The organism is Ideonella dechloratans (assembly GCF_021049305.1).
In the GTDB taxonomy this organism is placed as follows: Bacteria; Pseudomonadota; Gammaproteobacteria; order Burkholderiales; family Burkholderiaceae_C; genus Ideonella; species Ideonella dechloratans.
Window position 1 is genome coordinate 2922124 of record NZ_CP088081.1, and the last position, 12490, is coordinate 2934613.

At 69.0% G+C, this 12490-nt stretch carries 11 protein-coding genes and 1 pseudogene; 8 read left to right on the plus strand and 4 right to left on the minus strand.

The window, feature by feature from the left end; genetic code table 11:
• Positions 1 to 325 precede the first annotated feature (325 nt).
• A pseudogene (locus tag LRM40_RS21615) lies at positions 326 to 814 on the plus strand (methyl-accepting chemotaxis protein); the annotation flags it as partial.
• Here the strand turns inward: LRM40_RS21615 and LRM40_RS13575 are convergent.
• Complete coding sequence (locus LRM40_RS13575) at positions 801 to 2111, minus strand: TIGR03862 family flavoprotein (RefSeq protein ID WP_151121957.1); 1311 nt, start codon at positions 2109 to 2111, stop codon at positions 801 to 803. The pseudogene LRM40_RS21615 and the gene LRM40_RS13575 sit on opposite strands and share 14 nt — an antisense overlap.
• Positions 2112 to 2224: 113 nt before the next feature.
• Between LRM40_RS13575 and LRM40_RS13580 the strand changes: the two genes are divergently transcribed.
• A complete protein-coding gene (locus LRM40_RS13580) occupies positions 2225 to 3607 on the plus strand; it encodes a GGDEF domain-containing protein (RefSeq protein WP_170288755.1) in 1383 nt (460 codons plus the stop codon).
• On the opposite strand, the gene LRM40_RS13585 is transcribed toward LRM40_RS13580, so the two are convergent.
• Genes LRM40_RS13585 through tssJ form a run of 3 tightly spaced genes read right to left on the minus strand, consistent with a single transcriptional unit; the run spans position 3588 to position 6485 of the window.
• Positions 3588 to 4367, minus strand: coding sequence for a DotU family type IV/VI secretion system protein (locus tag LRM40_RS13585; protein WP_151121959.1), 780 nt, complete (start codon positions 4365 to 4367; stop codon positions 3588 to 3590). The two genes, LRM40_RS13580 and LRM40_RS13585, sit on opposite strands and share 20 nt — an antisense overlap.
• A gap of 23 nt (positions 4368 to 4390) precedes the next feature.
• Positions 4391 to 5746 (minus strand): type VI secretion system baseplate subunit TssK, encoded by a 1356-nt coding sequence (gene tssK, locus LRM40_RS13590; RefSeq protein ID WP_151121960.1) that lies wholly within the window; start codon positions 5744 to 5746, stop codon positions 4391 to 4393.
• Between the two features lie 49 nt (positions 5747 to 5795).
• Positions 5796 to 6485 carry a type VI secretion system lipoprotein TssJ gene (tssJ, locus tag LRM40_RS13595; protein ID WP_170288756.1) on the minus strand — a complete coding sequence of 230 codons (690 nt, stop codon included), beginning with the start codon at positions 6483 to 6485 and terminating at the stop codon, positions 5796 to 5798.
• Between the two features lie 226 nt (positions 6486 to 6711).
• Here tssJ and LRM40_RS13600 point away from each other — a divergent pair, with 226 nt between their 5' ends.
• The 6 genes from LRM40_RS13600 to tssF all read left to right on the plus strand — a co-directional run bounded on the left by LRM40_RS13600 (position 6712) and on the right by tssF (position 12486).
• Positions 6712 to 7359, plus strand: coding sequence for a tetratricopeptide repeat protein (locus LRM40_RS13600; protein ID WP_151121962.1), 648 nt, complete (start codon positions 6712 to 6714; stop codon positions 7357 to 7359).
• Between the two features lie 33 nt (positions 7360 to 7392).
• The gene (gene tssB, locus LRM40_RS13605) at positions 7393 to 7914 is read left to right on the plus strand and encodes a type VI secretion system contractile sheath small subunit (RefSeq protein ID WP_151121963.1); all 522 of its coding nucleotides are present in this window, start codon (positions 7393 to 7395) and stop codon (positions 7912 to 7914) included.
• A gap of 2 nt (positions 7915 to 7916) precedes the next feature.
• Positions 7917 to 9407, plus strand: a complete 1491-nt coding sequence (gene tssC / locus LRM40_RS13610; RefSeq protein ID WP_151121964.1) for a type VI secretion system contractile sheath large subunit — start codon at positions 7917 to 7919, stop codon at positions 9405 to 9407.
• A 36-nt stretch (positions 9408 to 9443) separates the two neighbouring features.
• A complete protein-coding gene (locus LRM40_RS13615; protein WP_151121965.1) occupies positions 9444 to 9962 on the plus strand; it encodes an Hcp family type VI secretion system effector in 519 nt (172 codons plus the stop codon).
• A 120-nt stretch (positions 9963 to 10082) separates the two neighbouring features.
• A complete protein-coding gene (gene tssE / locus LRM40_RS13620; RefSeq protein WP_151121966.1) occupies positions 10083 to 10610 on the plus strand; it encodes a type VI secretion system baseplate subunit TssE in 528 nt (175 codons plus the stop codon).
• Positions 10611 to 10638: 28 nt separating this feature from the next.
• Positions 10639 to 12486 carry a type VI secretion system baseplate subunit TssF gene (gene tssF / locus LRM40_RS13625; RefSeq protein ID WP_151121967.1) on the plus strand — a complete coding sequence of 616 codons (1848 nt, stop codon included), beginning with the start codon at positions 10639 to 10641 and terminating at the stop codon, positions 12484 to 12486.
• The last annotated feature ends 4 nt before the right edge of the window (positions 12487 to 12490 follow it).

Consider the following 12490-nt stretch of genomic DNA (forward strand, 5'->3'; position numbering starts at 1 on the left):
ATTCGCCCGCATGGGCCGCGACCTGGACACCATGAACCAGCAGCTGTCCACCCTGGTCGAGCGCATCCGGGCCCACGCCCAGGAAGTGGCCGCCACGGGCGTGCAGCTGGCCGGCACCAGCCAGCACCTGTCGCAGCGCATCGGCAGCCAGGCTGCGGCGGTCGAACAGTCGGCAGCCACACTGGAGGAAGTGGCCCAGACCGTGCGGCACACCGCGCTGCGCGTGCAGCAGGTGGACGGCATGTTCGGCCAGATGCGCGACGACGGCGAGAGCGGCCGCGCCCGCATGCGTTCGGCGGTGGACACGGTCGAATGCATCGCCGCCACCAGTCAGAAGATGGGCGAGATCATCGGCGTCATCGACGGCATCTCCTTCCAGACCAACATCCTGGCGCTCAATGCGGCGGTCGAAGCGGCCCGGGCCGGCGAGGCCGGCCGCGGCTTTGCCGTGGTGGCGGCCGAGGTGCGCTCGCTGGCCCAGCGCAGCGCCCAGGCGGCCGGCGAGATCCGCGCGCTGATCGGCAGCTCGACCCAACAGGTCACCCAGGGCGTGGACCACATCCACACCGCCCACCAAGGGGTGGACAGCATCCTGGGCCATGTGGGTCAGATGAGCAGCGCGCTGGACGAGATGAACACCGCCACCCGGGAGCAGACGCTGGCGGTGGACCAGGTGGCCGCCGCCGTGCGGCAGATCGGCGACGAGGCCACCCATGCCTCCATCGACGTGGAGCAGACCACCGCCGCCGCCACGCGGCTGAACCGTCAGGCCGACGAGCTGATGGCCCTGGTGGCCCGGCTCAAGGTGGGTTGACGGGGCGAGCCGCCCCGCCCAGGGCCGCGAGCAGGCCGCGCGCGGCCACCACCCCGCTGGCCAGGCAGGCGGTGAGCAGGTAGCCGCCGGTGGGGGCTTCCCAGTCCAGCATCTCGCCGGCCAGCGCGATGTGCGGTGCCTGCCGCAGGCGCAGCTGTCCGTCCAGCGCCTCCAGCCGCACCCCGCCAGCCGTGCTGATGGCCTCGTCCAGCGGGCGGGGCGCCGTCAGCGCGATCGGCAAGGCCTTGATCCGGCTCGCCAGCCAGGCCGGGTCCTTGCTGAGGCGGGCCCAGTCCTCGGCGGACACGCCTTCGCGCAGCAGGGCCGCGGCCGCCCCCTTGATGCCTGCCTGCTCGCGCAGATGGTTGGCCAGCGAACGGGCACCCCGCCCCCGGGCCAGCGCCTGTCGCAGCTCCTCCGGGCTGCGGTCCGGGCGCAGATCCAGTGTCAGTTCGGCCCGGCCCTGGCGCAGGATCTGATCGCGCAGCAGCGCCGAGGCGGCATAGACCAGATGGCCCTCCAGGCCGGTGGCGGTGACCACGCACTCGCCCTTGCGCTCGAAGGACTGGCCTGCCGGCCCGGTGCAGCGCAGCACCACGTTCTTCAGCGGGGCCCCGGCATGGTGGCTGGCCAGGTATTCGCTCCAGCCCACATCGAAACCGCAGTTGGCCGGTTGCAGCGGCGCCACCGGGATGCCGGCAGCCGCCAGGGCGCTGACCCAGCGTCCGTCGGAGCCCAGCCGCGACCAGCTGGCCCCGCCCAGGGCCAGCAGCAGCGCGTCGGCCTGCACCGACTGTTCGCCCGAGGGGGTGGCAAAGCGCAGGCCCGAGGGGCCGTCCGAGGACGGGGCCAGGGACTCGGGCAGCCAGCGGTGGCGCATGTGGAAGCGCACGCCGGCCCGGCGCAGGCGCTGCAGCCAGGCCCGCAGCAGCGGCGCGGCCTTCATCTCGTGCGGAAAGACCTTGCCCGAGCTGCCGACAAAGGTGGCCGCGCCCAGCCCATCGGCCCAGTCGCGCACGGCCTGCGGAGACCAGACCTGCAGCCAGCTCCCCACCCGCTGCGCCTGCTCGCCGTAGCGCCGCACGAAGGCATCAACTGGCTCGGCGTGGGTCAGGTTCAGCCCCCCCTTGCCGGCCAGCAGGAACTTGCGGCCCACCGAGGGCATGGCGTCGTAGAGGTCCACCGACGCGCCGCCGGCGGCCAGCACTTCGGCCGCCATCAGGCCGGCCGGGCCAGCGCCGACGATGACGACACGGGGCGGGACGGGCGAGGGCGGGACGGGGGGCGGGTTTGGCATGGGGTGGGCAGTCTATGCGAGAAGCGGGCGAGCGCGGGCCGGGCAGGCCCTCAAGACGGGCCCCGCGGTGGCCGATAAAGTGGCAGCTCAGGCCCTTTGGCCTGGGCACCACCATGACCCCCTGCGTCTTCCTGCTCAGCGAACATCCCGCCCCCGAAGGCTTGGCGGGCTGCCTGGCGGGCTGCTGGTCGCCCGCGGCACTGACCCATGCAGATGTCGAGCTGACCGGACTGCGGGCCCAGTGGGCGGCACACCGCGACCCGGCACGCCTGTGGCTGCTGGATGTTCCGGCTGAATCGCTGGGAGAGCAGCTGCAGTGGCTCATCGCCCAGGATCTGCGCGACACGCCGGTGCTGTGGTGGGCCAGGACCTCCCCCAGCGATGACGAGACCATCGGAGACCTCGAGAACCAGGCCTGGCAAGCCGGGGTGGACGATGTGCTCTGGGCCCATCAGCCCGACCGGCATGGCCGGCAACTGGAGCGCGCGCTGGCCCGGCACCAGGCACGGGGCGGCCTCGGTGCCGTGCTGCGTCATCGCCAGCAGGAACTCCATGCCCTGCGTGCCAGCCTGAACAACATCCCGGCGCCCATCTTCGTCAAGGACGCCGAGGGCGTGTACACCGAGTGCAACCAGGCCTTCCTGCAGTACCTCGGTCTGACCCGGCAGCAGGTGGTCGGACATTCGGTTTATGACATCGCACCGGCCGATCTGGCCAAGGTGTACGACGCGGCCGACCGGGCCCTGCTGGCCTCGGGAGGACGGCAGATCTACGAGTCCCAGGTCCGCTGGGCCGATGGCCATCTGCGCGACGTGCTGTTCCACAAGGCGGTCTTCCACGACGCCCAGGGCCGACCCACGGGGCAGGCAGGCGCCATGTTCGACATCACCGAGCGCCGCGCGCTGGAACGGCGGTTGCGCCAGCAGGCCGAGACCGACCCGCTGACCGGCCTGCTCAACCGCCGCAGCCTGGAAGCCCAGATGATCCCGCGCCTGCAGCGCGCGGCCGAACAGGACCAGGCCCTGGCCCTGCTGGTGTTCGACGTGGACCACTTCAAGGACATCAACGATGGCCATGGCCACAGCGCGGGCGACAGCGTGCTGCGCCTGATCGCCCAGGTGGTGGGGCAACACCTGCGCTCGGACGATCTGTTCGCCCGCCTGGGTGGCGACGAGTTCGTCGTCGTCCTGGCCGGCATCGAAGGCGTGCACAGCCTGGCCCAGCGTCTGCCCGCCCTGGTCGCGGCGCAGCGCATCGACCTGGACGACGGGCGCAGCCTGTCGGCCCGGATCAGCCTGGGGGCGGTGGTGCTGCCCGCCCGCGAGCACACGCTGGACAGCGCGATCCACACCGCCGACCTGGTGCTGTACGAGGCCAAGCGCCTGGGCCGCAACCGGGGCGTGGTGATGGACACCCGCCCGTCTTCGGAGGCCCCGGGCAGCGGGCCGGAACCCGGTCAGGGCCGCGGGGACGCGCTCAAGGCAGGGTCAGCGTGAACCAGGCCGACTGGGGCGCCAGCTTCACCACATCCACGTAGCGGGCCAGGGAAGCCTCGGTGCCGCTGTGCAGCTGGTGGCGCAAGCCCAGGAAGGCCACCAGGCCCAGCAGCGCGAAGACACTGCCCATGACCCACAAGGGCACCTCGGAACGCAGCTTGTGCTGGACCTGATCGGGCGGCGCCCAGTGAGGTGCAAAGGCGCTGCGCCGCCCCTGCAGGTGCAGGATCTCGTCGCCCACGCGCGCGGTCAGATAGCCGAGCTTCTCGGTGCCTTCCAGCGCGTACTTGCCCTGGAAGCCCAGCAACAGGCACATGTGGAAGACCTCCAGCGCCTGCAGGCGCACGGCGCCTTCGCGCCGCAGCTCCTCCAGCCGCTCGAAGAAGCGCTCCCCCGCCATGTGTTCGCCGAACAGCTCCAGCTGCAGAGGGTTGAGCATCCAGTCCTCGCGCACCGCACCACTGCTGGTCAGCAGGATCTCGTCGAGCAGACCGCAGAAGGCGAACTTGGCCTGGTAGACGTCGGCGGAATCCAGGCCCAGCCGCTTGGCGCCGCGGTCCACCTGCAGCAGCAGTTCCTTCACCCGCTCGCGGAAGGGCCCCGCCTGGGACGGCAACTGCCCGTTCTTGAGCAGGAAGACCATGTAGAAACCGGGATAGAACAGGTCCATCAGCGAACGGGGCTCGGAGGCCACCGCGGTGGGCACCGTGGCCGCACCCGAGCTGGCAGGCTGGGCAAAGAGAGAGGGGGCTGTGCTCATGGGAATCAGAGTGTTCGTGAGGTTCAGGCCTCGCCGTTCAGGGCGATGAGCTCCATCTGCAGATCGGGCAGATTGCTGGGGGCGTAGATGCACAGGCTGCGGGCCTGCAGCATGCGGTCATAGAGGGGCCCACGGGGCTCGAGCGCGAAGTAATAGGCCCCTGGACGCACCGGGATGGCCACTGGCACCTGCGGCAGATGGGTCAGTCGCACACCGGCGGTGGCGGTGAGCACCACTTTCTCGACATCGTCGGGGGCGCCCACCTTCAGGCGCTGCGGGATCACCTCCACCAGCTCCGACGGCGGCAGCCCGGCCTGCACGCCCAGGTACAGGCGCGTGCTGTCCCCGATCTTCTGGGAATCCAGCCGGCCTGCGAAGTAGGACGGACGCAGTTCGCTGAGCGCGATGGCGAAGTAGCGGGTGGAGATCACCGTCTCCAGCAGGTCGCGGATGATGCCGTCCAGCCGGGCGAAGGCCTGTGCAGGTGCGCTGTGGTCGTAGGCCGGCAGGTCCGTCAGACCATGGCTGCGCGAGAAGGTCATCAGCGCCCCGGCCAGATCCAGCAAGCGCTCGAACAGGCGTTCCGGGTGCAGGCCAGGATGGTGGAACAGGTGGGACAGCCCGGCATAGGCGCTGCTGCAGGTGTGCAGCAGCCAGAACGAGGCGATGTCGCCCGAGCGGAACTCGATCACATGCTTCGAGGGCTCGCGGTGAACACCGTAGAGCGCATCCACCTTGGCCTGCAGCATGTCCAGCGTGCGGCGCAGCAGCCCCATCAGCAGGGGCGATGCGCTGATCGACAGCACCGGCGGTGCGAAGGCCGGATCCAGCTCGAAGGAGCCGGTGCCGGTGCGGCGCACGCGCAGCAGCGGCAGCGAGGTGAGGTGGTCCCGGGCCTCGGTGTCGGCCACCAGGCGCAGGCGCCGGTGCAAGGTGGTGACCTCGGCCTCCACCGCGCCGGTGAACCAGTCGGTGGCGGGGTCGTGCCGCATGCGGTAGCGGGCCGCACTGGACCCCGCCTCCTCGCCATCGCAGCTGTTGCCGCCGGTGGCGCGCAGCGGCGGCAGGCTCAGGTGATAGGTGCACTCGGACTGGCCCGCCGGCCAACCCGACAGGGTCACCGGCGGCGGCAGTTCGTCGTCGCCCGGCGCGGTGCAGAAATCACCGTCGGGCAACAGTGCATGGATCTCCTGCAGCCGCAGCACGCCGTGCGCCAGCGCATCGGCGTCCACCTGGCAACGGCGAACGCCCCAGGCAAACGGGCTCAGGGCCTGGGCCGTCTCCGCCAGACGCCACTCATGGTAGGCATCCTGGCGCTGGAAATGCTGGGGGCGCAGGAACAGGCCTTCTCCCCAGAGCAACTTGGAAGCACGGATCACAACAACATCCCATCCACTACAAGAACCGGTCCCGGACAGCGGGCCGGCGTCAGGAACACTGCACCCCGGCCAGGCGGGTCAGTTCGGGGGCCACATCCAGGGCCTGGCCACTGGCCACGCTCAAGGCACAGGCGTGCACCCCCAGGGTCAGGCCGGTCTCGCTTGCCGCCCGGGCATCGAACACATGGCGCCAGCGACCCTGGGCGGGTGCACGGAACAAGGCCAGCACCCCGATGTAGCGGGTGCCCTCGGGCAGCGTCTCAGTCACCTCGTAACGCTGCCCGGGCGTCAGCACGACTTCGCGGGACCCCAGCAGCGCATCCGCCAACTCGGCGGGCAGATGATTTTTCTCCCCGTCGAAGGCCGTTGCGGGCGCACGTTCAAAGGCTTCCTTCTCCCGCAGCTCGTAAATCCTGGCCACCACGGGCAGAGATTGACCATTTGTATCTGAATTTAACAAATCGCCCGCATGCAGGCGAATCACGACTCGTAACGTTTTGGGTGGTTTCTGCAAAGACGGAAGATTGACTGCATCCGGGGTTTGTAACGAAACCCTCTGCAGACCGACCATTTGTAACGCCGAATCCAATACCCCCGGCTGGGATGCCCCGGACCCCGGCGTGCTGCAAGCGGCCAGCACGAGGGAAACAAGCCCGACGCCGAGGAGCCGGACCCCCTGTCGAGCCCACGCCGCCGTGCGCGCCGGATCGCCAGAAGAAACAAAGGCATTCCACGCCATGAGTAACACGCGCATCCTCAACATAGACGAGTTTCCATGGTTCAAAAATACCCCTGGCACGCGGCGCACCATGAACGAAGTCTAGCGCCATCCTCCCCATCTCCGGCAGCCCGCCGGATCCCCCAAAAGAAGGTTTGACCGAATTTTCAGACCCCCTATAGTCCGCCTGCCGAAACACCGGTCCCGACGCGGAAAACAAATGGTTTCGAATTTCATGGAGTTACAAATGAAGCCCGCGACGCGCAATTCTTCCCGGCATGCCTCACTGGTCCTCGGCGCAGCCGTCTGCGCCCTGTTCACTGCCTGCGCAACCCCCAACACGGCGCCCCCCGCCCCCGCACCAGTCGCCCCGACACTGGAGTCCTATCTCTCGCAGGCCACCCAGGCCCAGGCCGACGGTCAGCGTGAAAAGGCACGGGGCTTCTACCGCGATGCCGCCAAGGCCTACCCCACCGACAAGACGCCCTGGCTGAAGCTGGCCGAGGACTACTTCGCCGCCGGCGACTACGGCAACGCCGTGCTGGCCGGCCAGGAGGTGCTGGAGCGCGACCCGCAGGACACCACCGCCAACAGCCTGCTGGCGGTCAGCGGCCTGCGCATCACCGCCGGCTCCCTGAAAGCCCTGCGCAAGGATGCCGAGTACCCCGTGGGCTCGCGTGAGGAAGCTCTGGCCGTGACCCGCTCCCTGCGCGAGACGCTGGGGGAAACCGCCCTGCTGCCCATCGTGCCGCCGGGCAGCGAAGCCCCCAAACCCAAGGTGGTGCCCCGACGGCGGGCCGTGGCGGCACCGCAGGCCGCCCCCGCCGCCCAGGCAGCACCCCATCCGGCCCCGGCCGCCGCAGCGGGCGGCAACCCGCTCGACAAGCTCAAGTGAGCCGCACCACCCCAGACCAGCAAAGGAAAGCCCATGGCCAAGAAGGACAGTGTTCAGAAGCGGCTTGAGAAGGTCCGCCCCCCGCGGGTGCAGCTCAGCTATGACGTGCAGGTCGGTGACGCGATCGAACAGAAGGAACTGCCCTTCGTGGTCGGCGTGCTGGGGGAGTTCTCCGGCCAGCAGCCCGACCCGGACAAGCCGCTGCCCAAGCTGAAGGACCGCAAGTTCGTCAACGTCGACCTCGACAACTTCGACGACGTGATGGCGGGCATGGCGCCCAAGACCTCCTTCCGGGCGAAGAACAAGCTCAGCCCCGAAGGCGGCGAATTCGGCGTGAACCTGGAGTTCAAGTCCATGGAGGACTTCCGGCCCGAATCCGTCGTGCAGCAGGTCGAGCCCCTGCGGCGCCTGCTGGAAGCGCGCACCAAGCTGTCCGACCTGCGCAACAAGCTGGCCGGCAACGAAAAGCTCGACGACCTGCTGACCGAAGTGCTTTCCAGCACCGAGAAGCTGCAGCAGCTGGGCGCCGAAGCCACCCCGACCGACAAGGAGTGACCATGAGCGAAGCCCTCCTCAGCCCCGCCGCGGCCGGTGCGGCCGCCGCCGAAGCCAGCCCCCTGCTCGACCAGATCGTCGCCCAGAGCAAGGTGGCCCGCTCGGACGTCGAGCACGCCCGCGCCAAGGACATCATCTCGGAACTCGTGCGCGAAGTCATGGCCGGCACCGTCACGGTGTCGGACAACCTCAGCGTCACGCTGGATGCCCGCGTGGCCGAACTGGACGCCCTGATCTCCGCCCAGCTCAGCGAGATCATGCACCACCCGGCCTTCCAGAAGCTGGAGTCCACCTGGACCGGCCTGCACTACCTGTGCCGCCACACCTCCACCAGCGCCGGCATGAAGATCCAGGTCTTCAACGCCACCAAGAAGGAGCTGATCAAGGACTTCAAGACCGCGATCGACTTCGACCAGAGCGCGCTGTTCAAGAAGGTCTACGAGGAAGAGTTCGGCACCTTCGGCGGTGCGCCCTTCGGCACCCTGATCGGCGACTTCGAAATCTCGCGCCAGCCCGAGGACATGTACTTCATCGAACAGATGTCGCACGTGGCCGCCGCGGCCCACGCGCCCTTCATCTCGGCGGCCTCACCCGAGCTGTTCGGCCTGGAGACCTACACCGACCTGGGCAAGCCGCGCGATCTGGCCAAGGTCTTCGACACGGTGGACTACGCCAAGTGGCGTTCCTTCCGTGATTCCGAAGACTCGCGCTACGTGGGCCTGACCGTGCCGCGTTTCCTCGGCCGCCTGCCCTTCAACCCCAAGGACGGCACGGCCACCGAGGGCTTCAACTTCGTCGAGGACGTCGACGGCTCCGACCACGGCAAGTACCTGTGGGTCAACGCCGCCTACGCGATGGGCGCGCGCCTGACGGCGGCCTTCGAGAACTACGGCTGGTGCGCGGCCATCCGGGGCGTCGAAGGCGGTGGCCTGGTCGAGGACCTGCCCACCCACACCTTCAAGACCGACGAAGGCGAGATCGCGCTGAAGTGCCCCACCGAGATCGCCATCACCGATCGGCGTGAGAAGGAGCTCAGCGACCTGGGCTTCATCCCCCTGGTGCACTGCAAGAACACCGACTACGCGGCCTTCTTCGGCACCCAGTCGACCCAGCGCGCCAAGAAGTACGACAGCGATGCCGCCAATGCCAACGCGGTGCTCTCGGCCCAGCTGCAGTACATGTTCAGCGTCTGCCGCATCGCCCACTACCTCAAGGCCATGATGCGCGACAAGGTGGGCAGCTTCGCCTCGGCGGCCAACATCGAGGAGTTCCTCAGCCGTTGGATCCGGCAGTACGTGGTGGAGGACGACAACGCCACCCAGGAGACCAAGGCCACCTACCCGCTGCGCGAGGCCAGCATCCAGGTCTCCGAGGTGCCCGGCCGCCCCGGCACCTACCGCGCCGTGTCGTTCATCCGGCCGCATTTCCAGCTCGACGAGCTTTCCGTGTCCCTTCGCCTCGTCGCCGAGCTGCCGCAGTCCCAGAAGGGCTAAACACAACCGCTGTCATCACAAGGAGCGACAACAACCATGAAGGACATCTACGTCAAGTTCGAAGGCGCCAGCGAACTGGAAGGCGACAGTACCGACCAGAAGCACATGAAGGAAATCGAGGTCTCCTCGTTCCAGCATTACGTGCGCCAACCCAAGTCGTCCAGCGCCTCGTCCGCCGGCGGCCACACCGCCGAGCGCACCGAGCACGGCGAAATGGTCTTCACCAAGGACATCGACAAGGCGACGTCCAAGCTGAACCGTGCCTGCTCGGCCGGTACCGTGTACCCCAAGGTCACCATCACCTTCTACCGCGCCTACGGCGGCAAGAGCGCCACCTCGACCTCGCAGTCGCGCGTGGACTACTACAAGATCGTGCTGGAAGACGTGGTGGTCTCCTCCGTGCAGACCGTGATCTCGGAAGGCGAACTGCCGGCTGAGACCTTCGGCCTGAAGTACGGGAAGATCACCTGGGAATACAAGCAGCATCGCCCGGACGGCTCGACCACCTCCACCGGTGTGGCGGGCTGGGACCTGCGCAAGAACGTCGCGGTCTGATCCCCTGCGGCCACGGCCGGGAAGGCATCCGCACAACGGTTGCCCTCCCGGTGTGAACGGGCGGCCTCAGGGCCGCCCGTTTCACTCCCGCCTCGACGCCTCCGCTCTCCCCTGCCTGCCATGGACCTCTTCAGCCCCTCGCTGATGGACAAGCTGCTCGGTGCCGACCTGGACACGCCCACGCGCGCGCCGTCCCTCCGCCAGCCCATGCCCGAAGGCGAACCCACCCTGGCCACCAGCCCGCGCTGGACCGTGCAGCAGATCACCGACTCCGTGGCCCGCGACCTGGAAACCCTGCTCAACGCACGGCCGGGCATCGAGGCTGCCGCCATGCCGGAGCATCCCCTGGCCGCCCGCTCGCTGCTGACCTACGGGCTCACCGATCTGAGCGCGCTGAACGTCGCCAGCGACCGCGACCGCCTGCGCATCACCGAGGCCATCCGCCGCGCCCTGCAGGTGCATGAGCCCCGGCTGACGCAGGTGGAGGTGCAGGTGCGCCCCAGCGCCCAGGTGGGGGCTGGTCTGTGCTTTTCCATCCGCGCCCGGCTGCGCCTGGACCCGTGCACCGAGTCGGTGGCCTTCGACGCCATGCTGCAGCCCGGATCCAACCACTACGCCGTGAGCCGCCGCGACGCGCGGGCCCACTGAGCGCCCCCAAGCAACAGAGAGATCGCTCGTGCAGGATCTTCTGCCCCACTACGAACGGGAACTGGCCTTCCTGAGAACCCAGGCCGACGAGTTCGCCCAACGCTATCCGCGCATTGCCGGCCGCCTGTCGGTCAACGGTGAGGTGCTGCAGGATCCGCATGTGGAGCGGATGATCCAGTCCTTCGCCCTGCTGGGTGCGCGCATCCACAAGCGGCTGGACGACGACTTCCCGCTGTTCACCGAAGCCCTGCTGGGGGTGCTCTACCCCCATTACCTGCGGCCCTTCCCCGCCTGTTCGATCGCCTGCTTCGAGCTGGGCCCCACGGCCGCGCAGATGAGCCAGGGCCAGACCCTGCCGCGCGGCACCGCCCTGCACAGCCGGTCGTTGCGGGGCGTGACCTGCCGCTTCCAGACCACGGCGCCGGCCCAGGTGCTGCCGGTGCGCCTCAGCCAGGCCCGGCTGCAGACCACCGCCGCCGTGCCGGCCGGCACCGCCCTACCGCCCACCGCCACCGCCCTGCTGTCCCTGCAGTTCGATCTGCTCTCGCCGCAGGCCAGCTTCGCCAGCCTGGGCGTGAGCCAGCTGCGGCTGTACCTGGATGGCGACCCCTCGCTGGTCACCGGCCTGCGCGAAACGCTGTCCGACAAGGCCGCGGCCCTGCTCTACCAGACCCAGGCCCACGGCCCCTGGCGGTGGGAGCGCGAGGCTCGCCTGGCGCCCGTGGGCTTTGCCGAGGACGAGGCCCTGGTGGATTTCGACCAGCGCTCGCACCCCGCCTACCGCCTGCTCACCGAGTACTTTGCCTTCGCGGACAAGTTCAATTTCGTGGACCTGCCGCTGCCGGCCTCGGCCTGCGCGCAGGCCGGCCGCAGCCTGACGGTCCACATCGCCCTGGCCGGCCTGCGCCCCGACAGCCACGAGAACCGCCTGCTGGAGCTGGTGAGCGCGCGCAACCTGGTGCTGGGCTGCGCTCCGGTCATCAACCTGTTCGCCACCCGCGCCGACCCGATCCGCATCACCCACGACAAGACGCTGTATCCGGTGCTGCCGGATGGTCGCCGGGCCTTCGGCCACGAGGTCTACGCGATCGACCAGGTCTACCGCGTGCACCAGACGCCCGAAGGCGAGTCCATCCAGACCTTCAAACCCTTCTACTCGCTGCAACACGACGACCTGCTGCGCGAAGGCGAGGCGGCCGGACGCTACTGGTACAGCCAGCGCCAGCCGGTGTCGGCCGGTCAGAGCCCGGGCTACGAGACCGAGATCGGCCTGGTGGACCTGCAGTTCAACCCGGCCCTGCCCCAGACGGACACCCTGTCCATCGATGTGCGGGCCACCAACCGCGACCTGCCCCACCAGATGAGCATCGGGCAACCGGGCGGCGATCTGTTCGCCGAAGGGGGCGGCCCCTGGCGCGAGATCCGCCTGCTGCGCCGGCCCACGCTGACCCAGCGCTTCGAGGCCGACCATGGGGCGCTGTGGCGGCTGATCTCGCACCTGTCGCTCAACCACCTCACGCTCAGCGCCAGCGGCCTGGACGGACTGAAGGAGGTGCTGCGCCTCTATGACCTGCCGCGCAGCCCGCACAACGAGCGGCTCATCGACGGCCTGGTGGCGGTGGACTATCGCCTGGCCCAGGCCTGCCTGCCCGGCAAGCCCTTCGCCACCTTCGTGCGCGGCACCGAGGTGCGGCTGACCGTCAACGAGCAGGCCTTCGTCGGCGGGGGCCTGCACCTGTTCGCCCAGGTGCTGGACCGCTTCCTCGGCCTGTACGCCCATCTCAACACCTTCGTGCAGCTGAAGCTGGTGTCGCAGCGCAGCGGCGAGGTCCTGGTCAGCTGCCCACGCCGCAGCGGCGACCAGGCGCTGATCTGAGGCT

What these genes read in the sequence shown, in the direction of transcription:
- LRM40_RS13575 (WP_151121957.1), bottom strand. Translation starts at nt 2,111, where the DNA reads ATGCCAAACCCGCCCCCCGTCCCGCCCTCGCCCGTCCCGCCCCGTGTC.
- LRM40_RS13580 (WP_170288755.1), top strand. Translation starts at nt 2,225, where the DNA reads ATGACCCCCTGCGTCTTCCTGCTCAGCGAACATCCCGCCCCCGAAGGC.
- LRM40_RS13585 (WP_151121959.1), bottom strand. Translation starts at nt 4,367, where the DNA reads ATGAGCACAGCCCCCTCTCTCTTTGCCCAGCCTGCCAGCTCGGGTGCG.
- tssJ (WP_170288756.1), bottom strand. Translation starts at nt 6,485, where the DNA reads ATGGCGTGGAATGCCTTTGTTTCTTCTGGCGATCCGGCGCGCACGGCG.
- LRM40_RS13600 (WP_151121962.1), top strand. Translation starts at nt 6,712, where the DNA reads ATGAAGCCCGCGACGCGCAATTCTTCCCGGCATGCCTCACTGGTCCTC.
- tssB (WP_151121963.1), top strand. Translation starts at nt 7,393, where the DNA reads ATGGCCAAGAAGGACAGTGTTCAGAAGCGGCTTGAGAAGGTCCGCCCC.
- tssC (WP_151121964.1), top strand. Translation starts at nt 7,917, where the DNA reads ATGAGCGAAGCCCTCCTCAGCCCCGCCGCGGCCGGTGCGGCCGCCGCC.
- LRM40_RS13615 (WP_151121965.1), top strand. Translation starts at nt 9,444, where the DNA reads ATGAAGGACATCTACGTCAAGTTCGAAGGCGCCAGCGAACTGGAAGGC.
- tssE (WP_151121966.1), top strand. Translation starts at nt 10,083, where the DNA reads ATGGACCTCTTCAGCCCCTCGCTGATGGACAAGCTGCTCGGTGCCGAC.